The sequence below is a fragment of the Myxococcus sp. XM-1-1-1 genome, assembly GCF_020037095.1.
GTDB classification, from domain to species: Bacteria; Myxococcota; Myxococcia; order Myxococcales; family Myxococcaceae; genus Myxococcus; species Myxococcus fulvus.
This window is the reverse complement of record NZ_JAIQDH010000002.1, coordinates 441,581-463,598: the sequence shown is the minus strand read 5'-3', so window position 1 is coordinate 463,598 and position 22,018 is coordinate 441,581. Positions and strand designations below refer to the sequence as shown.

Sequence of the window (22,018 nt, the reverse complement as noted above, 5' to 3'; positions counted from 1 at the left end):
TGAATCTGATAGACGGAGTGTGCCATGCCCTCCTCGCGCACCATCGCCGTCATCCCCGCCCGTCACGCCAGCACCCGCTATCCGGGCAAGCCGCTCGCCCTCATCGCCGGCCGTCCCATGGTGGAGCATGTCTGGCGCCGCTGTCAGGAAGCAGGCGTCTTCCACGAGGTCTGGGTCGCCACCGACGACGAGCGCATCCGCGCCACCGTCGAGTCCTTCGGCGGCCGCGCGGTGATGACCAGCCCCGCCTGCGCCACCGGCACGGACCGCGTGGCCGAGGTCGCCCGCGCCCGTCCGGACGTGGACGTCTGGGTGAACGTCCAGGGCGACGAGCCCCTGGTCGACCCGGCCGCGCTCGAGGCCCTCGCCGGCCTCTTCGACGACACCGCCGTGCGCATGGGCACCCTCGTGCGCCCCCTGGAGGCCGACGAGGCGGAGAGCCCGCACGTGGTGAAGGCGGTGCTCGCGCTCAACGGCGACGCGCTCTACTTCAGCCGCAGCCTGGTCCCCCACGCCCGCGAGACGGGCACCCCCGTCCCCCGCTGGGGCCACATCGGCCTGTACGGCTACCGACGCGACGTGCTGCTGCGCCTCGCCGAGCTGGCCCCCACGCCGCTCGAGGAGACGGAGAAGCTGGAGCAGCTGCGCGCGCTGGAGCACGGCATCTCCATCCGCTGCGCCCGCGTCTCCTGGCGCACGGTGGCCGTGGACATCCCCGCCGACGTCGCGAAGGTCGAGGCCGTCATGCGCGAGAAGGGCCTGCTGTAGTCAGAGCATCGGCAGCTCGTCGCTGTAGGCCCCCAGCGGGAACGCGGCGTCCAGGCGCGCCAGCTCCTCCCGCGACAGCCTCAGCGACGCGGCCGCGGCGTTGTCGCGCAGGTGCGCCACGCGGCTCGCCTTCGGGATGGCGAACAGCGAGGGCCGCCGCACCAGGAACTGGAGCGCCACCTGCCGGGGCGTGACGCCATGCGCGCGGGCCACCGCCTCCAGCACGCGTCCGCCCGGACTGTCGGGACGCGGGAAGCGCCCGTTGCCGAACGGGCTGTAGCCCACCACCGCGATGCCACGCGCCTCGCACCAGGGCAGCACCGCGTGTTCGATGGCGCGCTCCTCCAAGTGGTACAGCACCTGGTTGCACGCGACGCGCTCCGGCTTCGCGAGCTCGACGAGCTCCTCCAGCTCCGCCACGCCGAAGTTGCTCACGCCCCACGAGCGAATCTTCCCGTCCGCCACCAGCTTCTCGAAGGCGCGCACCGTCTCCTCCAGCGGATGCGAGCCGGGCCAGTGCAGCAGGTAGCAATCCAACACGTCGGTGCGCAGCCGCTTCAGGCTCCGCTCACACGCGGCCAGGGTGCCCGCGTACGTCGCGTTGGACGGCATCACCTTCGACACCAGGAAGACCTCCTGACGCCGGCCGGCGATGGCCTCGGAGACGATGGACTCCTCCACGCGGCCATGGCCGTACAGCTCCGCGGTGTCCACATGCGTGAGCCCCAGGTCCAACCCCGCGCGCAGCGAGCGGATGGCCTCGTCGCGGTCATCCTCCTCCATCTGCCATGTCCCCTGCCCGAGGACGGGAACCTGCCTGCCGGTACCGCCGAAGACGCGCTGCTCCATGGCCTACCTCCGTGTCCGGAAGGATGAGCACCTCCCACCCGCTCCGACAGCCGGGAGCCGTGCGAAGCGGGAAACTCCGCGCTAGTCTCCGCCGGTGTCCGCCCGCCCGTCACCCGCCAAGCCCCGGCTCCCCTCGCGCGTGACGCTGGGTCGCCTGCTCACCCTCGCCCGGCCCGAGGTCCCCACGCTCGTCGTGGGCACCCTCTTCCTGCTCCTCAGCAGCGCCGCCACGCTCGTCTTCCCCCGCGCCATCGGTGATTTGGTGGACGAGGCGCTCGGCGCGCGCAGCCGCGACAAGCTGGACACCATCGCGCTGGTGATGTTCGCCGTCTTCGTCGTGCAGTCGGTGGCCATGGCGCTGCGCGCCTACCTCTTCAGCACCGCCGGCGAGCGCGTGGTGACGCGGCTGCGCAAGCGCCTGTTCCAGAGCCTGCTGTCCCAGGAGGTGGCCTTCTTCGACGAGCGCCGCACCGGAGAGCTCACCAGCCGGCTCGCCTCGGACACGAGCGTCCTGCAGAACACCGTCACCACCAACGTCTCCATGACGCTGCGCTACACCTTCCAGGCCCTGGGCGGCGTGGCGTTGCTGTTCTTCACCTCGCCCCGGCTGACGCTGGTGATGCTCGCGCTCATCCCGGCGGTGGCCATCGGCGCGGTGGTGTACGGCCGGCGCGTGCGGGTGCTGTCGCGCCAGGTGCAGGACGCGCTCGCCGCCTCCAGCGAGGTCGCCGAGGAGGACCTGTCCGGCATCCGCACCGTGCGCTCGTTCGCCGCGGAGGGCCACGAGGTGGAGCGCTACAGCGCCGCGGTGGACCGCGCGCTGGCGCTGGCCAAGGACCGCGCGCGCCAGTCCGCGCTCTTCATGGGCATCGCCTCGCTGGCCATGTACGGCTCCACCGCGGCCATGCTCTGGTACGGCGGCCGCATGGTGGTGGACGGCGAGCTCACCGTCGGCGCGCTCACCTCGTTCCTCATCTACACCTCGCTCGTGGCGCTCTCGCTGAGCGCGGTGGCGGAGGTGTGGGCGGACTTCATGCGCGCCAGCGGCGCCGCCGAGCGCGTCTTCGAGCTGGTGGACCGCGTGCCCGCCATCCCCGCCGGAGGCCACCAGCTCCCGTCGGTGAAGGGCCACGTGGAGTTCCGCGGCGTGCGCTTCTCCTACCCCACGCGCGCGGACGTACCCGTGCTCCAGGGGCTGGACCTGGAGCTCAAGCCCGGCGAGGTCGTCGCGGTGGTGGGCCCCTCGGGCGGAGGCAAGTCCACGCTCGCCTCGCTCATGTCGCGCTTCTACGACCCGCAGGGCGGCGCGGTGGTGCTGGACGGACATCCGCTCACCACGCTCGAGCCCGAGTGGCTGCGCCGCAACGTCGGCATGGTGGCCCAGGAGCCCCAGCTGTTCTCCTGCTCCATCGCGGACAACATCCGCTACGCCAGGCCCGACGCCACCGACGCCCAGGTCGAACACGCCGCGCGCGCCGCCAACGCCCACGACTTCATCCAGCGCTTCCCGGAGGGCTACAACACCCAGGTGGGCGAGCGCGGCGTGCAGCTGTCCGGCGGCCAGAAGCAGCGGGTCGCCATCGCCCGCGCGGTGCTCAAGGACCCCCGCCTGCTCATCCTCGACGAGGCGACCAGCGCGCTCGACGCGGAGAGCGAGCACCTGGTGAAGGACGCGCTGGAGCGCCTGATGAAGGGCCGCACCACGCTCGTCATCGCCCACCGCCTGTCCACCGTTGCCAACGTGGACCGCGTGCTCGTGCTGGAGTCGGGCCGCATCGTCCAGAGCGGCACCCACGCCAGCCTCATGGGCCAGGACGGCCTCTACCGCCGCCTGGTCGAGCGCCAGTTCGTCGCGGCCTGAACGGCCGCCTACCCTCCGCGTCCTTCGCTCATCGCACCGGAAAGTGGCGCGAAATCAGGGGGGCGATTAGTTGTTCCGGCCTCAAGAAAGGAGGTGATGCCTTGACCGACAGCAAGAGTCAGGCGTCCACCTCCGCTTCGGTGGCCTGAAACGGCTTTCCGTCGCGGTGGAAGACGCTAAAGGTTTCAGGGGCCCGTCTCCGCTCATGCGGGGGCGGGTCTTTTACTTTCCGGTCGGGAATGGAAGTCCCGACAACCTGTTCCGACGCGCCGGGGGGAGTGGCCGACCCTTGACGTACCCATCCGGGAGATTCGCCGTGTCCATCACCCCGTGCCCCAGCCCTCTGCCCACCGCCCTGCGTGACGAGGAGTCCGTCCAGGCGCAGCGCAACCTGTACTGCCCCAACTACGACGCCTGCCTGCACATGGTGGTCAAGCGTGGCTGGGAGGGCTGGAGTTGCCGCAACTGCGACTTGCGTGACTTCCGAGTCGGACAACCCGACGTCCGGGAGTTCGCCGTGTCCCGCCCGGGTGCTTGGGACGGCAACTGAGGCGGCGTCAGCAGGCGGACCGGTCGACCCCCCGTCCGGCGCAGAATAATTGACGCATCCCTGCCCTACTTGGCAGAACGGGATATGCGCTCCAAGAAGACCAAGTTCATTTTCGTGACGGGCGGAGTGGTCAGCTCCCTCGGCAAGGGCCTCGCCTCGGCCTCCATCGGCGCCCTGCTGGAGAACCGTGGCCTCGCCGTCACGTTGCTCAAGCTGGACCCGTACATCAACGTGGACCCGGGCACGATGAGCCCGTTCCAGCACGGCGAGGTCTTCGTCACCGAGGACGGTGGCGAGACGGACATGGACCTGGGCCACTACGAGCGCTTCACCAACGCGCGGATGAGCCGGCTCAACAACTTCACGTCGGGCCGCATCTACCACGCGGTCATCATGAAGGAGCGCCGCGGCGAGTACCTGGGCAAGACGGTGCAGGTGATTCCGCACATCACGGATGAAATCAAGGCGAGCATCCGTCAGGCGGCCCAGGACGCGGACGTGGTCATCGTGGAGGTGGGCGGCACGGTGGGCGACATCGAGTCCCTGCCCTTCCTCGAGGCCATCCGCCAGATGCGCTACGACGTGGGCAGCCAGAACGCCGTCTACGTGCACCTGACGCTGTTGCCGTACATCGGCGCGGCCGGCGAGGTGAAGACCAAGCCCACGCAGCACTCGGTGATGAAGCTGCGGGAAATCGGCATCCAGCCCGACTTCCTGGTGTGCCGCACGGACCGCGAGGTGTCGCGCGAGCTGAAGGACAAGATTGCGATGTTCTGCAACGTGGACACCGGCAACGTGTTCACGTCCCCGGACGTGCGCAGCATCTACGAGCTGCCGCTGGAGCTGCACCGGCAGGGCCTGGATGACCGGCTCGCGGAGGTGCTCAACATCTGGAGCCGCGCGCCGCACCTGGAGCGCTGGGAGAACATCATCCGCAAGGTGTACGAGCCCGCGCGAGGCCAGGTGCAGGTGGCCATCGTCGGCAAGTACGTGAACCTGACGGAGAGCTACAAGAGCCTCAACGAGGCCTTGCTCCACGGCGGCATCGCCAACGACGTGAAGGTCAACCTGCACTTCGTGGACAGCCAGGACGTGGAGGCGCAGGGGCCCGAGAAGCTGCTCGCCGGCGTGGACGCCATCCTGGTCCCCGGCGGCTTCGGCGTGCGGGGCACCGAGGGGAAGATCGCCGCCGTGCGCTACGCGCGGGAGAAGAAGATTCCGTTCTTCGGCATCTGCCTGGGCCTGCAGATGGCGGTGGTGGAGTTCAGCCGGAGCGTGCTGGGGCTCACCAACGCGAACAGCCTGGAGTTCAACGAGCACACGCCGCACCCGGTGGTGACGCTCATGGAGAGCCAGGTGTCGGTGCAGGACAAGGGAGGCACCATGCGCCTGGGCAGCTACGCCTGCGCGCTCAAGCCCTCCACCCGCGCCCACCAGCTCTACGGCCAGGACCTCATCCAGGAGCGCCACCGGCACCGCTACGAGGTGAACAACGCCTACCGCGGCCGGTTGCAGGAGGCGGGCCTGGTCATCTCCGGTCATAATCCGGAGCTGAACCTGGTGGAGATGATTGAACTGTCGGACCACCCCTACTTCGTCGGCTGCCAGTTCCACCCCGAGTTCAAGAGCAAGCCCTTCGCCCCCCACCCTCTCTTCTCCGGCTTCATCAAGGCCGCGCTCGACCAGCGCGACGCCTCCGCCGGCCAGGTGCGCGCATGAGCGCCAGCAGCCTTCCGATTACCCTCTGTGGCCACAAGGTTGGCCCGGGACAGAAACTCTTCGTCATCGCCGGCCCGGACAGCATCGAGTCCGAGGAGATGGCGCTGAAACATGCTCACTTGCTCAAGGGCATCACCAGCCGGCTGGGCGTGCCCTATGCCTTCAAGTGCTCGTATGACAAGGCCAACCGGACAAGCGGGAAGTCCTTCCGAGGTCCTGGCCTCCGGGAAGGGCTGCGCATTCTAGCGCGTATCAGGGATGAAGTGGGCGTCCCGGTCCTCACGGACGTCCATGAAACCAGCCACGTAGGTCCTGCCTCGGAAGTTGTGGATATCATCCAGATACCGGCGTTCCTGTGCCGGCAGACGGACCTGGTCGAGGCGGTGGCTCGCTCGGGAAAGGGCGTGAACTTGAAGAAGGGACAGTTCGTGGCCCCCAAGGACATCGTCCACTCGGCGCGCAAGGCGTTCGAGACGGGCAACCCCAACGTGCTCGTCACCGAGCGGGGCTCGACCTTCGGCTACAACAACCTGGTGGTGGACATGCGGGGCCTGGCGCAGATGCGCGAGGCGGGCTTGGCCGTGTGCTTCGACGCCACGCACTCCGTGCAGCAGCCCAGCTCCGGGGACGGCGTCACGGGAGGCGACCGCAAATTCGTCTCACTGCTCGCCCGCGCTGCCGCGGCCGCCGGGATTGATGCATTGTTCACGGAAGTCCATGAGGACCCTGACCGTGCCCTGTGTGACGGTCCGTGCTCCCTCAATCCACAGATGTTCGAGGACGTGGTACGAAATGTGCTGGATATCCGCCGGGTGTTGGGACACGAGCCCGGCTGATGAACACGACGAGGGGAGCCGAGCAGACGATGCAGACGGACGCACCTTCCAAGCCTGGAAAGGAAGAGCTGACGTCCCGCGCGGCGCGCGTGCGGCTCTTGGTCTTCGACGTGGACGGGGTGCTCACCGACGGCGGCCTGTATTACGGCGACGGCGGGGAGCTGATGAAGCGCTTCGACGTGAAGGATGGCCACGCCCTGGTCATGGCCCGGCTGTCGGGCCTGCCCGCCGCCATCCTCACCGCTCGCACCTCAGGAATCGTGGAGGCACGCGGGCGGGAGCTCGGGCTGGCGGCTGTGTTTCAAGGCCGCCGGGACAAGGGTGCCGCACTGGACGAGCTCCTCCAGCAGCTGGGCGTCCCCCATGAGGCCTGTGCCTACATGGGGGATGACCACAATGACCTGGCCCCGCTGTCGAGGGTGGGCTTGTCCGCGTGTCCCGCGGATGCAGTTCCCGAGGTGCGTCAGGAGGTCCACTTCGTGGCTCAGAGCCCGGGAGGCCGTGGGGCCGCCCGGGAGCTCGTGGAGCTCTGCCTCAAGGCCAGTGCCCGTTGGGACGGGGCCGTGGGTCTGATGAGGGGGACTGATGGACGCAGTGCGCAGAGAGGTTGAAGGAAACCCCGTATTCAAGGTAGGTGGTTGATTCCATGGGCAGCGGAATGATGCAGCAAGAGGGGAGTACGGCGATGACGGACCAGCTCTACACGACGCACGACATCAGTCGTTTGCTTCAGGTGGATCCGTCCACGGTGAGCAAGTGGATTGACCGGGGCATCCTGATGGCCTTCAGGACGCCGGGCGGTCACCGCCGGGTGCGCTCGGCGGACCTGCGCACCTTCCTCATCGCGCACCAGATGCCGGTTCCGGAGGAGCTGGGCAGCGGCACGGTGCGGCTGTTGGTGGTGGATGACGAGCGGGCGGTGCTGGACGCCGTCAAGCGCGCGTTCAAGCCGTTCTCCGCGCAGGTGGAGCTCCAGACGACGACGAGCGGCGTGGAGGCCCTGCTGCTGGTGTCCGAGCAGAAGCCGCACGGGATGATCATCGACCTGAACATGCCGGACATCGACGGCCTCGAGGTCTGCCGTCGCATCCGCGCGCGCAAGCAGATGGAGGGTGTGCGGCTCATCACGATGACGTCCATGCACACCGCCGACGTCGTGGAGCAGTCCAAGCAGGCGGGCGCGCTCGCGTGCCTGGCCAAGCCGCTCGATGTGCAGCAGGTGCTGGAGCTGTTCCGCGTGCCCATCTCGCTCGGCGCCAAGCGCTGAGGTCGGGAGGGCTTCCGCCGCCCCCTCGCGGAAGCCCTCGACAGGGGTGAAGAAGGAGGAAGCCGCGCCGTTCTTCCCCGGACAGCGGCCTCCCAGCAGGGGTGTGCGCGCGATTCGACGCCTCGCGCGAAGCATCAGCCCTGGACCTTGACCTCGATGACCCGAGGCTTGGACTCCTCGCGTCGAGGCAAGGTGAGCGTCAGCACGCCCTGCTCGTAGCGCGCCTCCACCTTGGTGGCGTCCACCGTCTCCGGCAGGGAGAACGAGCGCGTGAAGCTGCCCTGGGCGCGCTCCTGGCGGCGCACGGACACGCCCTCGGCGATGGGTTGCGCCTTTCGCTCGGCCTTCACGGTGAGCACGTCGCGCTCCACCGTCACCTGGATGTCCTTGGCGTCCACGCCCGGCATGTCGAGGTGCAGGGTGACGCCCGCCTCGGACTCGAGGATGTCGGCCGCGGGCACGCGCTCGCGGGCCGTGGACTGACGGAAGAAGCCCGGCTGGGCGAACTCACGGAAGAGCGCGTCGAAGTCGCGCATCAGGGGGTTCACCACCACGGCGGAGTTGAACGGGTTGCGATTCTGCATGGTCTTCTCCTGTGCGTGACACTCCTCTGGCGGAGTGCACGGTGTGTGAATCACAGACGTTGTCGTTGTCGGCGGTTCCGCCTCGGGGGCCCCATCGGGGCTCCACTCCAGCGCCGCCTCACAAGACTCAAGAGAACCATGCTCCGGGACGTGTCAAGCAACGCCCCCGGGCCCTCGCGGCCCCCTCCCGCCATGCCCGCACGCCTGCTCTGCGGACATCCGGACGAGGGCCTTCCGGGACGGGTGGACCCGGGCCGTCAGTCGTCGTCGCGGGCCAGGGCCACGGCGTAGGCCTCCTCGTCGCGCGACACGTGCACGGTCCACGGGCGGCAGCAGACGGGACAGTCCTCGATGTAGCGCTCCGCGCTGGCGCCGATGGGGTCCACGTCGACCTCCACCTCCTCGCCACAGTAGGGGCACTGCTGGATGGCGGCTTCCGCGAAGGGCTGCATGATGGTGCCTCCTCGCCCTCGTAGCGGGCGAAAGCGTCGCGGACTGAGCGTCCGCGCCGTCAGACGGTAGACTCCCGAGCCATGGCTTCTCCTTCCCGCAATCGCATCGGCGAAATCCTCGTCAAGGCCCGCGTCATCGACGAGCTCCAGCTCCGCAGCGCCATGGCCACCCTGGACCAGTGGGGCGGGCGGCTGTCGCGCGTCGTCGCCGACCTGGGGCTGGCCACCGAGGACACGATTACGGAGGCCATCTGCCAGGGCCTGGGGATGCAGCGCGTGCAGTTGGGCAACATCAGCCGGGACGCAGGCGCGCTCTCGCGCGTGGACATGACGCTCGCCGAGCAGAAGGCCGTCTTCCCCGTCACGCTCAAGGACAACGGCAAGACGCTGGTGCTCGCCATGGCGGACCCCACGGACCTGGCCACGCTGGACCAGGTGGCGGCCCGCAGCCGCGCCCGGGTGGTCCCCATGGTGGCGGGCGAGCGTGAAATCGAGCACGCCATCCTGCGGCACTACCGGGGCCAGGAGCCGGTGGTCAGCACGCGCTTCTCTCCCTCGCGCAACCAGTCCTCGGACACGCAGGCCACCGTCGACGAGCAGGAGGACGAGTTCAAGGTCGTCGACATGAGCGGCAAGACGGTAGTGAAGCGCATCGCCGACATCGTCCCGCCCGAGTCACCCGCGGCGGCGCCAGCCCCCCGCGCTCCGGAGCGGCCCGCACCGCCCGCGGCGGCCCAGGGGTCGAGCGCGGCGGACATCCTCGACGAAATCCTGGCCGGTGGCCCGTCCACCTCGCCCGAGTGGACGGACGAGGACCTGCAGCGGCTGCAGACGCTCCAGCAGAACCAGGAGAAGAGCTCCAAGATTCTGCGCGCCCTGCTGGAGCTGCTCCTGGAGAAGGGCAAGCTGCAGCAGCGCGAGCTCGCCGCCAGGATGCGCCTGTAGCGCTCAGCCCGCTTCCTGGAGCTCCCGCCCGGTGAGCCCCAGGAGGTAGAGGATGGTGTCCAGCCCGCCGGCGGAGATGGACGTGTCGGCGGCCTCGCGCAGCCGGGGCTTGGCGCGGAACGCGATGCCCAGCCCCGCGCGCTCCAGCATCAGCAAGTCATTGGCGCCGTCGCCCACCGCGATGACCTGCTCGAGCAGGATGCCCTCCTGGGCCGCGAGCTGCTCGAGCAGCTCCGCCTTGCGGCGCGCGTTGACGATGGCCCCCACGGTGCGGCCCGTGAGCCTGCCGCCCTCCTCCTCCAGCACGTTGGAGTAGGCATGGTCGATGCCGAGCCGCCCCTTGAGCGCCTCCGCCGCCACGGAGAAGCCGCCGCTGATGACCGCGGTGCGGTAGCCCAGGCGCTTGAGCACGCGCACCAGCGTCTCGGCGCCCTCCGTGAGGGGCAGGTTGGCCGCGAGCCGGTGCAGCACGTCCACGTCCAGCCCCTTCAGCAGCGCCACGCGCTGGCGCAGCGACTCGTCGTAGTCCATCTCCCCCTGCATGGCGCGCTCGGTGATGCGCGAGACCTGCTCGCCCACGCCGTGCGCGCGCGCCAGCTCGTCGATGACCTCGATGCGGATGAGCGTGGAGTCCATGTCCATCACCACCATCCGCTTGCCGCGCCGGAACAGGCTCTCCTTCTGCAGCGCCACGTCGAAGGTGTTGTCGCGCATGGACAGCGCCAGCAGCGAGCGCTTGAGCACCTGGGGCTCCAGCGCGGGCGGCAGGGTGACGTGCAGCTCCATGGAGCCCAGGTGCGGCTCGGACAGCCGGACGATGCGCTCCACGTTGGCGCCCGCCTGGGCTAGGTGCGAGGTGAGCGAGTGCAGCTGCCCCGCCCCCAGCGCGCGCCCCACCGCGGTGACGACGTAGCGCGCGGGCATGGGAGCCCCGGGGTCCGGCGTCTCCACCGCCTGGAAGTCCAGCGCCACGCCCAGCTCCCGCGCGGCGAAGAGCAGCGCCCGGGGAATGCCCACCGACTCGGGCAGCCGCACCAGGAGGCACAGCGTCAGCCGGCCCTGCACCACCACCTGCTCCACGTCGAGCAGCTCGGCGCCCGCGTCCGCGAGCAGGCCGGTGAGGCGGGCGGTGATGCCGGGGTGGTCCTTGCCCGTCACGGTGACGAGCACACAGCCTGGAGCAGTGGAGGTCATGGCGCGCGGCACAATGCCATGACCCCGCCTGGACGGGGCGGACGCCGCGAGGCCCCCACGTCGTGCCTGCCTGCTACCGCGGTGGCGGAGGGCCAGGGCACGGCCTCTCCACGCCACCGTCCACACGGGGGACGAGCCTCACGAGGAGGCCCGCGCCCTGGAGCGCGTCACTGCTGGGGCGACTCGGAGGACAGGATGAGGTCGCCGCGGACGAGGAACTCCTTGTCCGGGAAGGCCTTGTAGAAGTCCTCGAGCATGGCGTCGACGTCCGGGTAGCGCTGCTCGCGCTTGTCCTGGGTGGCCTTGTCGAAGAGCTGGTCCAGGCCGCTGGGCGCCTCGGGGTTCACCTCCGAGGGGAGCGGCGAGCGGCGGCCCGGAATCTGCCCGGTGAGCATCTCGTAGAGCAGGATGCCCAGCCCGTACACGTCCGCGGAGGGGCCCGGGTCCTTGGCGCCGCGGTTCATCAGCTCCGGGGCCATGTACGCCATGCCGCCGGTGCCCACGAAGACCTGGGGCATGCCCTTGGTGGCGTCCACCTCCACCACGCGGCCCAGGCCGAAGTCGGACAGCTTGGCGTTGCCGTAGGCGTCGAAGAGGACGTTCTCCGGCTTGAGGTTGTGGTGCGTCAGCCCCGTGGCGTGGGCCGCGCGCAGGCCGTAGGCCATCTGGAGGAACGTGCGCAGCGCGAAGGGCACCGGCACCCCGCTGCCACCGCCCGCGTCCAGCCGCTCCTTCAGGCTGCCGTTCATCAGCTCCAGGACGAAGTAGGGGCGGCTGGCCTCCACGTTCTGGTCCACCACCTGGACGATGCCGGGGTGGCGCACCTGGGCCTGGGCGCACAGCTCCTTCTTCAGCCGCTTGAGCACCTCACCGCGCTGCAGGAAGGAGAAGTACCCGAAGATGTCCTTGAGCTCCTTCAGGCAGATGTCCAGCCCCAGCGCCGTGAAGCGGCCCTTGAAGACGGTGCCCAGCGGGCCCGTGCCGATGGGGTCGAACTTCTGGTAGCGCAAGTCCAGCTCCGTGCCCTTCGGGGCGACGGGCGCGGCGGCGACGGGAGAAGTGGCGGCGGGAGGGGGCATGGAAGGGGCGGCGGACGACGACGGGGGAGCGAGGGGCAGCGGCGCGGTGGGAGCCAGACCGATGGACGTCTCCCGGCGAGGCTCGGGCGTCGCGGGGGTGATGAGCGCCACGGGCACAGGCGGCGTGAAGGGCGCCGGGACGGGCACGGGTACCTGCGACGTGTTGGGCGGCGGCGTCAGGTCCAGCGCGGGCATGGCCGAGCGCGCGGCGCGCATCGGCGGCATGGGCGGCGGCGACGGGGGCGGCGCAATCTGCGTGGCCGCGGTGGGCACCACCTCCGCCTCGTCCAGGAGCAGCTCCGGCGGGGGCGGCGGCAACACCAGCGACTCCTCGGTGCCCTGGGCCACGGGGGGCTCGTCCTCGGCCGAGGCAATCTGGTCGGCGAAGAACTCGCCCACCTCCACGGAGAACTTGTCCGACAGCTCCCCGCCCGCCACGCGCTCGCCCTGCTCGGTGAGCTTGAGCTGGGCCTCGCGGTCCATGGCGATGTAGTGGAACTTGCGCAGGAAGAAGAAGTAGTTGTCGAAATCGAGCGAGACGGACGGCTCCAGCGCGGCCTTCACATCGGCCAGCTTGTTGGAGCGTCCGAGTTGGCCGTTCTCCCTCAGGTTTCGGAGGATGAACAGCGCCTCGCCACTGACGGCGTCGCGGTTGATGGCGGCCTTCGGCATGGGTGGGCGACTCTACGACGTCCACCCGCCACCGCTCAACGTGGGACTGGCGGAACCCGGGGGGTTCTCAGCGGATGCGAAGCAGCTGCTTCACCGTCTCCAGGACCTCGACGAACTTCACCGGCTTGCGCAGGTAGATGTCCACGCCCAGCTGCAGCGCGCGGTCCTGGGCCTCCTTGCCGCCGGCGGAGATGGCGATGACGGGGATGGCCCGCAGGGCCTCCTCCTCGCGGATGCGCTCCACGAGCGCGAAGCCGTCCATCACCGGCATGTAGAGGTCCGTCATCACCAGGCTGAAGCGGCCCTCGCGCAGCATGCCCAGCGCGTGGTGCCCGTCCGGCGCGAAGTGGACCTCCAGGGGCACCTTCCCGTGCAGCTCACCGGACGCCAGCTTCTTCAGCACGTAGCTGTACATCTCGATGATGTGCGGGTTGTCCTCGACGATGAGCACACGGTACCCCTCGTGCTCGGCGTGGGGCGCGTGGCTGTTGGGTCCTGCCGCACTCAAGATGTCACCCAGTCTGCGCCTGTCCTCCGCGCGCTCGACGCGGACCCCGACTCCTCCGGGCTGATCGACGCCCGCGGGCCTCATCCAGGCCACGATGCCGGTGACTTCTACCGGATCCAGCAGTCCCGGGAAAGAAAGTGCGAGCCGCACCTCGTCCCCCAGGGTGAAGACCTGGTCGGTCTGCACGAAGAGCCCCGAATGGGACAGGTTCTCCGTGACGTCACGCGCCTGGCGTCCGTCGGCGTACTCCACCTTCAGCACGGCCGGGACCCGGGGGTGCTGACGCTTGTTCTCTGGGCCCGGGGTCATAACAAGGGGTTGAAATCGCTCGGCAATTTGCTGATGGCGGCCCAGTGTACCGTCGAGGGTTTATGTTGACAACGCGGCCTTTGGAGCAATACGTAGCCCCCCGCCATGGCGGAGCCCCTGTTCACTCCTGAAGAGCAGAAGAAGTTCGACGCGGGTATCGCGGAGATCATCTCCCACTACCCCTCTGATCGCAAAAGCGCGGGCATGCTCCCGGCGCTGCGCCTGCTCCAGGAGATCAAGGGCTGGCTGCCGCCCGAGGGCCTGCGCCTGGTCGCCAAGCACCTGGAGGTCACGCCGGAGCGCGCCTACGAGGTCGCCAGCTTCTACGTGATGTACCACCTGAAGAAGCCGGGCAAGTACGTCATCGACGTCTGCACGAACCTGTCCTGCTCGCTCTGGGGCGCGGAGAAGATGCTCGCCTACCTGGAGGAGAAGCTCGGCCTCAAGGCAGGTGAAGCCAACGAGAAGTTCACCTTGCGCGAGACCGAGTGCCTGGCCTCCTGCGGCACGGCGCCGTGCCTTCAGATCAACGAGGATCACCACGAGAGCCTCACCCGCGCGAAGCTGGACGCCATCCTGGCCAAGCTGAGCTGAAGCGCCACCCTTTCACCCAGGCAGGACGTCATCACATGGCCTCTACGGCAAAGGGCATCGACCCGATCATCTCCGCGGCCTGGGGCAAGCCCCAGTCCTGGACGTTGGACAGCTACAAGAAGCGCGGTGGCTACGAGGGTCTGAAGAAGGCGCTGGAGATGCAGCCGGCCGCCATCATCGACGAGGTGAAGAAGTCCAACCTCCGCGGTCGCGGCGGCGCCGGCTTCCCCACGGGCCTGAAGTGGAGCTTCGTCCCCAAGGACAGCCCCAAGCCCAAGTACCTCGCGGTCAACGGCGACGAGTCCGAGCCGGGCACCTTCAAGGACCGCTACATCCTCGAGGACGACCCGCACATGATGCTGGAGGGCATCGCCATCGCGTCGTACGCGCTGGGCGTGCACACCTGCTACGTGTACCTGCGCGGCGAGTTCAAGTTCCCCGCGGAGCGCTGCCAGGCCGCCATCGACGAGGCGTACAAGGCGGGCATCTTCGGCAAGAAGCTGATGGGCAAGGACTACGAGCTCAACTGCTACCTGGTCCGCGGCGCCGGCGCGTACATCTGCGGCGAGGAGACGGCCCTGCTGGAGAGCCTGGAGGGCAAGAAGGGCTGGCCGCGCTTGAAGCCCCCCTTCCCCGCCGTCGTCGGCCTGTTCGGCAGCCCCACGGTGGTGAACAACGTGGAGACGCTCGCCAGCGTGCCCCACGTCTTCACGGGCGGCTCGGACTGGTACGCGAAGCTGGGCACGGACAAGTCGGGCGGCACGCGCCTAGTGTGCCTGTCCGGCACGGTGAACCGGCCGGGCGTCTACGAGGTGTCGATGTTCACGACCCTCGCGGAGCTCATCTACGACGACAAGTACGGCCGGGGCATGCCGGCGGGTCGCAAGGTGAAGGCCGTGATTCCGGGCGGGTCCTCGGCGCCGGTGCTGGGCGCGGACGAGCTGGACGTGGCCATGGAGTTCGAGGCCCTCAAGGTCAAGCAGACCATGGCGGGCTCCGGCGGCGTCATCGTCATGGACGACTCCACCTGCATGGTGCGCAGCCTGTGGCGCGTGGCGCGCTTCTACGCCGAGGAGTCCTGCGGCCAGTGCACGCCGTGCCGCGAGGGCACGCCGTGGCAGACGCGCCTTCTGCGCAAGATTGAAGAGGGGCGCGGCGAGCCGGGCGACGTGGAGATGCTCTCCAACGTGGCATCCTCCATCGCCCCCTACCCGCCCATCGGCCTGGGCAACACCATCTGCGCGCTGGGTGACGCGGCGGCGCTGCCCACGCACTCGTTCCTGATGCGGTTCAAGGACGAGTTCGAGGCCCACATCCGCGAGAAGCGCTGCCCGTTCGGCGACAAGCCCTGGGGTTCGTTCGGAGACTGGTCTTGAACATCGAGCTCATCCTCTTCGGGGCGTTCGCGCTCCTGACGCTGCTGTCGGCCGGGATGGTCATCTTCGCGCGGAGTCCCATCAACTCCGCCATGGCCCTGGTCTCCACCTTCTTCTTCCTGGCCGGGCTGTACGTCCTGCTCTGGGCGCACACGGTGGCGGTGCTCCAGGTGCTCGTCTACGCGGGCGCCATCATGGTGCTCTTCCTGTTCGTCATCATGCTGCTGAACCTGAGCGAGTCGCCCTCGCGTGGAAAGCCCACGCTGGCGAGGCTCGTGGGCGGGGTGGCGACGGTGGGCCTCCTGGCGGTGCTGGGCATCGCGCTCAGCAAGCTGCCCTCGGGGCCGCCCCCGTCCATGGGCGTGGAGGCGCAGGCGACCTTCGGCACCATGGCGACGCTGGGTCAGGTCATCTTCACCCAGTGGCTGCTTCCCTTCGAGGCGGTGAGCCTGCTGCTCCTGGTGGCCATCGTGGGCGCGGTCGTCGTGGCCAAGTCGCGAATCTGATCGCAGCCGACTCCCTCAAACTTTCTGTGCTAGATGGCGGCGCAGGTCGTCCGCCCGCGAGGCCCCGAACCGGCCATGGTCCCCATCTCCTACTACCTCCTGCTTGCCGCCGCCCTGTTCTGCATGGGCATGTTCGGCGTGCTGGTGCGCCGCAACGCACTGGTCGTCTTCATGTGCGTGGAGCTGATGCTCAACGCGGCGAACCTGACGTTCCTGGCCTTCGCCCGCATGCACGGCGACAGCATCGGGCACGTCTCCGCCTTCTTCGTCATCGCGGTGGCCGCGGCGGAAGCGGCCATCGGACTGGCCATCGTCATCGCCGTCTTCCGGAGCCGAGGCAGCATCCTGGTGGAAGACATCCGGACCATGAAGCACTGACGGACACGCCAGGAGCCCACTCATGAGCACCTTCTCGGAATTCCTCCAGGTCGCGCCGGTCGCGCCAGAAGTGATGGCGCCCTCGCTCTGGCTCATCATCGCGCTGCCCCTGTTGGGCGCGTTCATCTGCGGCGTGTTCGGCAAGATGCTGGGCCGCGCCAACGTGCACCTGGTCGCGTGCTCCGCGGTCGCGGGCGCCTTCGTGCTGAGCGTGCTGGCCTTCTGGGCCACCAGCTCCATGGACCTGGAGAGCCGCCGGCTCCTGTCCTTCATCGTGAACCCGTTCGGCAACGAGCGGGACTACGTGCGCTACGCGATTGCGCACGACTACGGCACCTGGTTCTCGGTGGGCGACTTCCGGGTGAACTTCGGGCTGATGGTGGACCACCTGTCCGGCATCCTCCTGCTGGTCATCACCGGCGTGGGCTTCCTCATCCACCTGTACTCCACCAGCTACATGGAGCACGACGAGGCCTACTGGCGGTTCTTCGCGTACCTGAACCTCTTCGTCGCGGCGATGCTGACGCTGGTGCTGGCCGACAACCTGGTCCTGCTCTTCGTGGGCTGGGAGGGCGTGGGCATGGCCAGCTACCTGCTCATCGGCTTCTGGTACACGGACCCCGCCAAGGCGTGGGCCGGCCGCAAGGCGTTCGTCACCAACCGCATCGGTGACTTCGCGTTCCTCATCGCCACGTTCCTGATGGTGCTGATGGTCGGCGCCTTCAACCGGCAGGCCGACGAGCGCGACTACACGGCGGCGGGCAGCACCAGCCAGCGCTACGCCTCCGCGCTCGAGGACAAGGGCCCCGTCACCTTCCTGGGCCTGCAGAAGTTCGCCGAGGCGATGCCCGAGGGCGGCGCCGGCAAGGTGGACCTGTCCACGACCATCGCCGCGGGCCCCCTGGAGGGCTACACGTTCGGCGGCGTGATGACGGTGGCGCTCCTGCTGTTCCTCCTGGGCGCCGCGGGCAAGAGCGCGCAGCTGCCGCTCTACGTCTGGCTGCCGGACGCCATGGCCGGCCCGACGCCGGTCTCCGCCCTCATCCACGCCGCGACGATGGTGACCGCGGGCGTGTACCTGTTCAGCCGCATGTCCGCGCTGCTGGTGCTCAGCCCCACGGCCATGGCCACGGTGGCCATCATCGGCGCGCTGACGTCGCTCCTGGCCGCGCTCATCGCCTTCGCGCAGGACGACATCAAGAAGGTGCTCGCCTACTCCACGGTGTCCCAGCTGGGCATCATGTTCATGGGCGTGGGCATGGGCATCTTCTGGGCGGCCGTGCTGCACCTGGTGACGCACGCGTTCTTCAAGGCGTGTCTGTTCCTCGGCGCCGGCAGCGTGATGCACGGCAACGGGGACGAGACGGACATCAAGAAGCTGGGCGGCCTGCGCCACGAGATGAAGTGGACGTGGGGCACCTTCTTCGTCGCCACGCTGGCGATCACCGGCATCATCCCGCTGTCCGGCTTCTTCTCGAAGGACGCCATCTTCCACGGCGTGCACCACAACCACCTGGCGGGCCTGCACTGGGTGTCCAGCGCGGTCTACTACCTGGGCCTGCTCATCGCCGCGTGCACCGCGTTCTACATGACGCGCGTGTACCTGCTGACCTTCGAAGGGCCCCGCTCCAAGGAGGCCAAGGTGGCGCACGCGCACGAGAGCGCGTGGCAGATGACGCTGCCCCTGGTGGTGCTGGCGGTGCTCAGCGTGGTGGCCTCCGTGTACGCGTGGCCGCTGCTCAAGGCGCCCGGTGACGGCCGTCCGCAGCCGGTGTTCGAGAACTTCCTGAGCCCGGTGTTCGCCGCGATGAACCGCGTGGTCGCCACGGGCAAGACGGTGGAGCTCGACACGAGCGTCCCCACGCTGGGTGACTACGGCTTCGCGTGGCTGGTGGCCGTCTCCGGCGGCGCGCTGGCGGCGTTCCTGTACCTGCGCTTCTTCCCGTCCCGCGCGGGTCAGCCCGCGCCGGCCTATGCTCGGGCGGTGCGCCGCGCGGCGCAGAACAAGTTCTACGTGGACGAGCTGTATGAGCTGGCCATCATCCGGCCCATCAAGTTCATGAGCTTCATCCTCTTCCGCGTGGTGGACGCGCTCCTCATCGACACCGTGGCGGTGCGCGGCACGGCGTGGGTGACGGCGCGCGTGGGCAGCGCGCTGCGCTACGTCCAGTCGGGCGACGCCCAGGCCTATGCCGCAGTGATGGCCCTCGCCCTGCTCGGCGGCGTGGCCTACGCCCTCATCCAGGTGCTGCAATGAGCTTCTTCGACACCCACCTGCTCAACCTCGTCGTCTTCCTGCCGCTCGTCTTCGCGGCGCTGGTGCTGATGCTGCCCGCCGGCGAGGCGGGGCAGATTCGCACCGTCACGTTCATCGGCATGGTGGTGGACCTGGTCTTCGGCGTGTGGGCGTACTCACGCTTCGAGGTCGGCGGTCCCGAGTTCCAGCTCGAGTACCGGGTGCCCTGGTTCCAGGAGTTCGGGCTGAGCTACCACCTGGGCGTGGATGGCCTGGCGGTGAGCCTCATCCTCCTGACGGTGTTCCTGGGCCCCCTGGTGGTGCTGGCCTCCACCACGTACATCAGCCACCGCATCAAGGAGTTCCACCTGGCGCTGCTGGTGCTCCAGACGACGATGCTGGGCGCGCTGGTGTCGCTGGACGTGCTGCTGTTCTACATCTTCTTCGAGGCCATGCTCATCCCCATGTACCTGCTGGTGGGTGTGTGGGGCGCCGAGGACCGCCAGATGGCGGCGGTGAAGTTCTTCCTCTACACGCTGGTGGGCTCGCTGCTGATGCTGGTGGCGCTCATCGCGGTGTACTTCATCAGCTCGCCGGCGGGCGCGCGCTCGTTCGACTACGCGAGCATCTACAACGGCCTCCTGGACGCGAACCGGCAGCTGTCCGCGTGCTCGGCGGGACCCGCGGGCGCGTGTGATTCGCTGACGGGCATGGCCGCGACGCTGCACACCTACGGCCCCTGGCTGTTCGCGGCGTTCGCGCTGGCGTTCGCCATCAAGGTGCCGATGTGGCCGGTGCACACGTGGCTGCCGGACGCGCACGTGCAGGCGCCGGTGGCCGGCTCCATGATTCTGGCCGGCGTGATGCTGAAGATGGGCACCTTCGGCTTCTGGCGCTACGCGATTCCGCTCTTCCCGGTGGCCGCGCAGCAGGCCCGGCCGTTCCTGGCGACGCTGGCCGTCATCGGCATCGTCTACGGGGCGCTGATGTGCCTGGCGCAGCGGGACATCAAGAAGCTCATCGCGTACTCGTCCGTCAGCCACCTGGGCTACTGCATGCTGGGCATCTTCGCGCTGACGGCGGAGGGCGCCACGGGCAGCGCGTACCAGATGCTCAACCACGGCGTGTCCACGGGCGCGCTGTTCCTCCTGTTCGGCTTCCTCTACGAGCGGCGCCACAGCCGCCTGATGGCGGACTTCGGCGGCATCGCCAAGGTGATGCCGGTGTTCACCACGGCCTTCATCATCATCACCTTCTCCTCGGTGGCGGTGCCCGGCACCAACGGCTTCATCGGTGAGTTCCTGGTGCTGCTCGGCACGTTCAAGAGCGACCTGGGCGCGGCGGCCGGCAACCCGCACCTGACGGCGGTGTTCGGCGCGTTCGCGACCACGGGCGTCATCCTGGGCGCGGCGTACATGCTGTGGATGGTGCAGAAGGTGTTCTTCGGCGGCCTGACGCACCGGGAGAACCAGCACCTGCGCGACATGAACGTGCGCGAGAGCCTGACGGTGCTGCCCTTCATCATCCTCGTCGGGGTGATGGGCCTGATGCCCCAGCCCTTCCTGGACCGCATCGAGCCGTCCACGGAGCGCTTCCTGTCCCGCGCCCGCGTGGGCACGCCCGGAGCGGGTGTGCAGGCCGACCAGGTGCGCGTGGAGGTGATGTCCCTGCCGGCCAACCCCACCGTGGCAGCCCCGAGCGCCCCTGCCCCGCTCGCCGCCCGGGCCGTCCCCTCGTCCCGGCCGTAAGCCGACTGAGCCCTCGCCATGACCTTGCCCCTGCCCAATCTGACCCTGGCAGACTTCCTCCCGCTGATTCCCGCCATCATCCTGGTGGTGGGAGCCTGCATCCTGCTGCTGTCGGAGGTGTTCCTCAGCAGCACCGCGTCGCGGTCCTACCAGGCCGTGCTCTCCGTGGTGGCGGCGGTGGCGGCCGGCGCCGTGGCCGTGTCCAACATGTTCGAGCCGGCGCACGAGGCGTTCCTCGGCTTCGGCGTGCTGGACCCCTTCTCCAGCTTCCTCACCTTCGTGGTGTGCGTGGGCCTGGGGCTGGCGTCGCTCAGCTCGGTGAGCTTCCTGCGCAAGCGCGGCGCGGAGCGCGGTGAGTTCTACGCGCTGATGCTGTTCGCCGCGGCGGGCATGAGCCTGCTGGCCCTGTCCAACGAGCTCATCACCCTGTTCGTCAACCTGGAGGTCCTCTCCATCGCCACGTACGCGCTGACGTCGTACCTGCGGCGCGGGACGCGGCCCTCCGAGGCGGGCTTCAAGTACTTCATCCTGGGCGCGTTCTCGTCCGCGGTGCTGCTGTACGGCGCGGCGCTGCTGTACGGCGCCACCGGCACCACCACGCTGACGGCCATGGCCGGGCCGCTGTCGACGGCGCTCGCCCAGCAGCCGGCGCTGGTCTACGCGGGCCTCATCCTCCTGGGCTCCGGCTTCGCCTTCAAGGTGGCCGCGGTGCCGTTCCACATGTGGACGCCGGACGTCTACGAGGGCGCCCCCACCCCCGTCACCGCGCTGATGAGCGCGGGCGTGAAGGCGGCCGCCTTCGCGGCGCTGGTGCGCGTGTTCCTGACGGTGGGCAAGGGCATCGACCCGCAGATGCCGCTGGTGCTGTTCTCCACCCTGGCCTTCCTCACCATGGTGGTGGGCAACCTGCTGGCGATTCCGCAGCGCAACGTGAAGCGCATGCTGGCGTACTCGTCCATCGCCCACGCCGGCTACCTCCTGGTGGGCGTGGCGGCGCTGTTCGTCACGGCGCCGGGCGAGCAGTTCCGCCTCCTGGGCCCGTCGGAGCTGACGGGTGGCTCGCCGCTGGAGCTGGCGCGCTCGCAGGCGCTGCGCGGCATCCTCTTCTACCTGCTGGCCTACACCTTCAGCGCGGTGGGCGCCTTCACCCTGGTGTCCGTGCTCGAGCGTCGCGAGGACGAGGAGAAGGGCACCGCCTGGGATTTGGAGCGCTTCAGTGGCCTGGCGCAGCGGCGTCCGGGTTGGGCCGTGGCCATGGCCGCGTTCATGCTGTCGCTGGGCGGGATTCCTCCCACCATCGGCTTCATGAGCAAGCTGCTCGTGTTCCAGAGCGCGGTGGACGCGGGCCTCATCGGCCTGGCCATCATCGGCGTGCTCTCCAGCGCGGCGGGCGTCTATTACTACCTGCGCGTGGTGGTCTACATGTTCATGCGCCCGGTGCCCGAGGGCGCCCAGGTGCTGGAGCGCAGCTGGTCCACCGAGCTGGCCCTGGTGCTCTCCACCGCGGCCGTGGTGGTGCTGGGCATCCTCCCCGGCCCCGTCACCGCGTGGCTGGTGCAGGCCAGCAGCCTGTTCGGTCAGTAGCCT

At 69.0% G+C, this 22,018-nt stretch carries 21 protein-coding genes; 15 read left to right on the top strand and 6 right to left on the bottom strand.

The genetic code is table 11. The annotated features are described in order from the left end of the window. Window positions 1-24: 24 nt before the first annotated feature. Entirely contained in the window at window positions 25-768 is a 744-nt protein-coding gene (gene kdsB, locus K8640_RS05915; RefSeq protein ID WP_141328716.1) for a 3-deoxy-manno-octulosonate cytidylyltransferase, read from the top strand. Here the strand turns inward: kdsB and K8640_RS05910 are convergent, their stop codons facing one another. After that, window positions 769-1,617: an aldo/keto reductase gene (locus tag K8640_RS05910; RefSeq protein ID WP_223746170.1), complete on the bottom strand. Its 849-nt coding sequence runs from the start codon at window positions 1,615-1,617 to the stop codon at window positions 769-771. A 94-nt stretch (window positions 1,618-1,711) separates the two neighbouring features. Here K8640_RS05910 and K8640_RS05905 point away from each other — a divergent pair, with 94 nt between their 5' ends. The 6 genes from K8640_RS05905 (at window position 1,712) to K8640_RS05880 (ending at window position 7,850) form a co-directional block, all read left to right on the top strand. Continuing rightward, a complete protein-coding gene (locus K8640_RS05905; RefSeq protein ID WP_223746169.1) occupies window positions 1,712-3,478 on the top strand; it encodes an ABC transporter transmembrane domain-containing protein in 1,767 nt (588 codons plus the stop codon). A gap of 316 nt (window positions 3,479-3,794) precedes the next feature. Next, window positions 3,795-4,028 carry a hypothetical protein gene (locus K8640_RS05900; RefSeq protein WP_141328710.1) on the top strand — a complete coding sequence of 78 codons (234 nt, stop codon included), beginning with the start codon at window positions 3,795-3,797 and terminating at the stop codon, window positions 4,026-4,028. 84 nt (window positions 4,029-4,112) lie between these two features. Then, the gene (locus K8640_RS05895) at window positions 4,113-5,747 is read left to right on the top strand and encodes a CTP synthase (protein ID WP_223746168.1); all 1,635 of its coding nucleotides are present in this window, start codon (window positions 4,113-4,115) and stop codon (window positions 5,745-5,747) included. Further along, window positions 5,744-6,583 carry a 3-deoxy-8-phosphooctulonate synthase gene (gene kdsA / locus K8640_RS05890; RefSeq protein ID WP_223746167.1) on the top strand — a complete coding sequence of 280 codons (840 nt, stop codon included), beginning with the start codon at window positions 5,744-5,746 and terminating at the stop codon, window positions 6,581-6,583. The genes K8640_RS05895 and kdsA overlap by 4 nt, the downstream gene beginning before the upstream one ends. 29 nt (window positions 6,584-6,612) lie before the next feature. Then, window positions 6,613-7,194 (top strand): HAD family hydrolase, encoded by a 582-nt coding sequence (locus K8640_RS05885; protein ID WP_046717472.1) that lies wholly within the window; start codon window positions 6,613-6,615, stop codon window positions 7,192-7,194. Window positions 7,195-7,229: 35 nt separating this feature from the next. Then, window positions 7,230-7,850 carry a response regulator gene (locus tag K8640_RS05880; RefSeq protein ID WP_046711239.1) on the top strand — a complete coding sequence of 207 codons (621 nt, stop codon included), beginning with the start codon at window positions 7,230-7,232 and terminating at the stop codon, window positions 7,848-7,850. 134 nt (window positions 7,851-7,984) lie between these two features. On the opposite strand, the gene K8640_RS05875 is transcribed toward K8640_RS05880, so the two are convergent. Then, the gene (locus tag K8640_RS05875) at window positions 7,985-8,434 is read right to left on the bottom strand and encodes an Hsp20/alpha crystallin family protein (RefSeq protein WP_223746166.1); all 450 of its coding nucleotides are present in this window, start codon (window positions 8,432-8,434) and stop codon (window positions 7,985-7,987) included. 257 nt (window positions 8,435-8,691) lie between these two features. Beyond that, window positions 8,692-8,886, bottom strand: coding sequence for a CPXCG motif-containing cysteine-rich protein (locus K8640_RS05870; protein WP_141328702.1), 195 nt, complete (start codon window positions 8,884-8,886; stop codon window positions 8,692-8,694). 81 nt (window positions 8,887-8,967) lie between these two features. On the opposite strand from K8640_RS05870, the gene K8640_RS05865 reads away from it, so the two are divergent. After that, a complete protein-coding gene (locus K8640_RS05865) occupies window positions 8,968-9,831 on the top strand; it encodes a general secretion pathway protein GspE (protein ID WP_223746165.1) in 864 nt (287 codons plus the stop codon). Window positions 9,832-9,834: 3 nt separating this feature from the next. Here K8640_RS05865 and serB read toward each other — a convergent pair whose 3' ends face one another. From serB to K8640_RS05850, 3 genes are all read right to left on the bottom strand, one after another. Next, window positions 9,835-11,025, bottom strand: coding sequence for a phosphoserine phosphatase SerB (serB, locus tag K8640_RS05860; RefSeq protein ID WP_223746164.1), 1,191 nt, complete (start codon window positions 11,023-11,025; stop codon window positions 9,835-9,837). Between the two features lie 167 nt (window positions 11,026-11,192). Beyond that, window positions 11,193-12,776, bottom strand: coding sequence for a serine/threonine-protein kinase (locus tag K8640_RS05855; protein WP_223746163.1), 1,584 nt, complete (start codon window positions 12,774-12,776; stop codon window positions 11,193-11,195). Between the two features lie 67 nt (window positions 12,777-12,843). Beyond that, on the bottom strand, window positions 12,844-13,593 hold the full coding sequence (locus K8640_RS05850) for a TIGR02266 family protein (RefSeq protein WP_046711233.1): 750 nt from the start codon (window positions 13,591-13,593) through the stop codon (window positions 12,844-12,846). A gap of 105 nt (window positions 13,594-13,698) precedes the next feature. On the opposite strand from K8640_RS05850, the gene nuoE reads away from it, so the two are divergent. From nuoE to K8640_RS05815, 7 genes are all read left to right on the top strand, one after another. After that, window positions 13,699-14,187, top strand: a complete 489-nt coding sequence (gene nuoE, locus K8640_RS05845; RefSeq protein WP_141324621.1) for an NAD(P)H-dependent oxidoreductase subunit E — start codon at window positions 13,699-13,701, stop codon at window positions 14,185-14,187. A 35-nt stretch (window positions 14,188-14,222) separates the two neighbouring features. Next, entirely contained in the window at window positions 14,223-15,563 is a 1,341-nt protein-coding gene (nuoF, locus tag K8640_RS05840; RefSeq protein WP_223746162.1) for an NADH-quinone oxidoreductase subunit NuoF, read from the top strand. Next, a complete protein-coding gene (locus K8640_RS05835) occupies window positions 15,560-16,069 on the top strand; it encodes an NADH-quinone oxidoreductase subunit J (protein WP_223746161.1) in 510 nt (169 codons plus the stop codon). Before nuoF ends, K8640_RS05835 begins: the two co-directional genes overlap by 4 nt. 75 nt (window positions 16,070-16,144) lie before the next feature. Beyond that, window positions 16,145-16,447 (top strand): NADH-quinone oxidoreductase subunit NuoK, encoded by a 303-nt coding sequence (nuoK, locus tag K8640_RS05830; RefSeq protein WP_046711231.1) that lies wholly within the window; start codon window positions 16,145-16,147, stop codon window positions 16,445-16,447. Window positions 16,448-16,469: 22 nt separating this feature from the next. Further along, window positions 16,470-18,704 (top strand): NADH-quinone oxidoreductase subunit L, encoded by a 2,235-nt coding sequence (nuoL, locus tag K8640_RS05825; RefSeq protein ID WP_223746160.1) that lies wholly within the window; start codon window positions 16,470-16,472, stop codon window positions 18,702-18,704. Next, the gene (locus K8640_RS05820; protein WP_223746159.1) at window positions 18,701-20,431 is read left to right on the top strand and encodes a NuoM family protein; all 1,731 of its coding nucleotides are present in this window, start codon (window positions 18,701-18,703) and stop codon (window positions 20,429-20,431) included. Before nuoL ends, K8640_RS05820 begins: the two co-directional genes overlap by 4 nt. 24 nt (window positions 20,432-20,455) lie before the next feature. Then, window positions 20,456-22,015 (top strand): NADH-quinone oxidoreductase subunit N, encoded by a 1,560-nt coding sequence (locus tag K8640_RS05815; protein ID WP_223746474.1) that lies wholly within the window; start codon window positions 20,456-20,458, stop codon window positions 22,013-22,015. Window positions 22,016-22,018 lie beyond the last annotated feature (3 nt).

Coding starts and splice junctions, on each gene's coding strand:
- kdsB (WP_141328716.1), top strand. CDS start 25: ATGCCCTCCTCGCGCACCATCGCCGTCATCCCCGCCCGTCACGCCAGC.
- K8640_RS05910 (WP_223746170.1), bottom strand. CDS start 1,617: ATGGAGCAGCGCGTCTTCGGCGGTACCGGCAGGCAGGTTCCCGTCCTC.
- K8640_RS05895 (WP_223746168.1), top strand. CDS start 4,113: ATGCGCTCCAAGAAGACCAAGTTCATTTTCGTGACGGGCGGAGTGGTC.
- kdsA (WP_223746167.1), top strand. CDS start 5,744: ATGAGCGCCAGCAGCCTTCCGATTACCCTCTGTGGCCACAAGGTTGGC.
- K8640_RS05885 (WP_046717472.1), top strand. CDS start 6,613: ATGCAGACGGACGCACCTTCCAAGCCTGGAAAGGAAGAGCTGACGTCC.
- K8640_RS05880 (WP_046711239.1), top strand. CDS start 7,230: ATGGGCAGCGGAATGATGCAGCAAGAGGGGAGTACGGCGATGACGGAC.
- K8640_RS05875 (WP_223746166.1), bottom strand. CDS start 8,434: ATGCAGAATCGCAACCCGTTCAACTCCGCCGTGGTGGTGAACCCCCTG.
- K8640_RS05870 (WP_141328702.1), bottom strand. CDS start 8,886: ATGCAGCCCTTCGCGGAAGCCGCCATCCAGCAGTGCCCCTACTGTGGC.
- K8640_RS05865 (WP_223746165.1), top strand. CDS start 8,968: ATGGCTTCTCCTTCCCGCAATCGCATCGGCGAAATCCTCGTCAAGGCC.
- serB (WP_223746164.1), bottom strand. CDS start 11,025: ATGACCTCCACTGCTCCAGGCTGTGTGCTCGTCACCGTGACGGGCAAG.
- K8640_RS05855 (WP_223746163.1), bottom strand. CDS start 12,776: ATGCCGAAGGCCGCCATCAACCGCGACGCCGTCAGTGGCGAGGCGCTG.
- K8640_RS05850 (WP_046711233.1), bottom strand. CDS start 13,593: ATGACCCCGGGCCCAGAGAACAAGCGTCAGCACCCCCGGGTCCCGGCC.
- nuoE (WP_141324621.1), top strand. CDS start 13,699: ATGGCGGAGCCCCTGTTCACTCCTGAAGAGCAGAAGAAGTTCGACGCG.
- nuoF (WP_223746162.1), top strand. CDS start 14,223: ATGGCCTCTACGGCAAAGGGCATCGACCCGATCATCTCCGCGGCCTGG.
- nuoK (WP_046711231.1), top strand. CDS start 16,145: ATGGTCCCCATCTCCTACTACCTCCTGCTTGCCGCCGCCCTGTTCTGC.
- nuoL (WP_223746160.1), top strand. CDS start 16,470: ATGAGCACCTTCTCGGAATTCCTCCAGGTCGCGCCGGTCGCGCCAGAA.
- K8640_RS05820 (WP_223746159.1), top strand. CDS start 18,701: ATGAGCTTCTTCGACACCCACCTGCTCAACCTCGTCGTCTTCCTGCCG.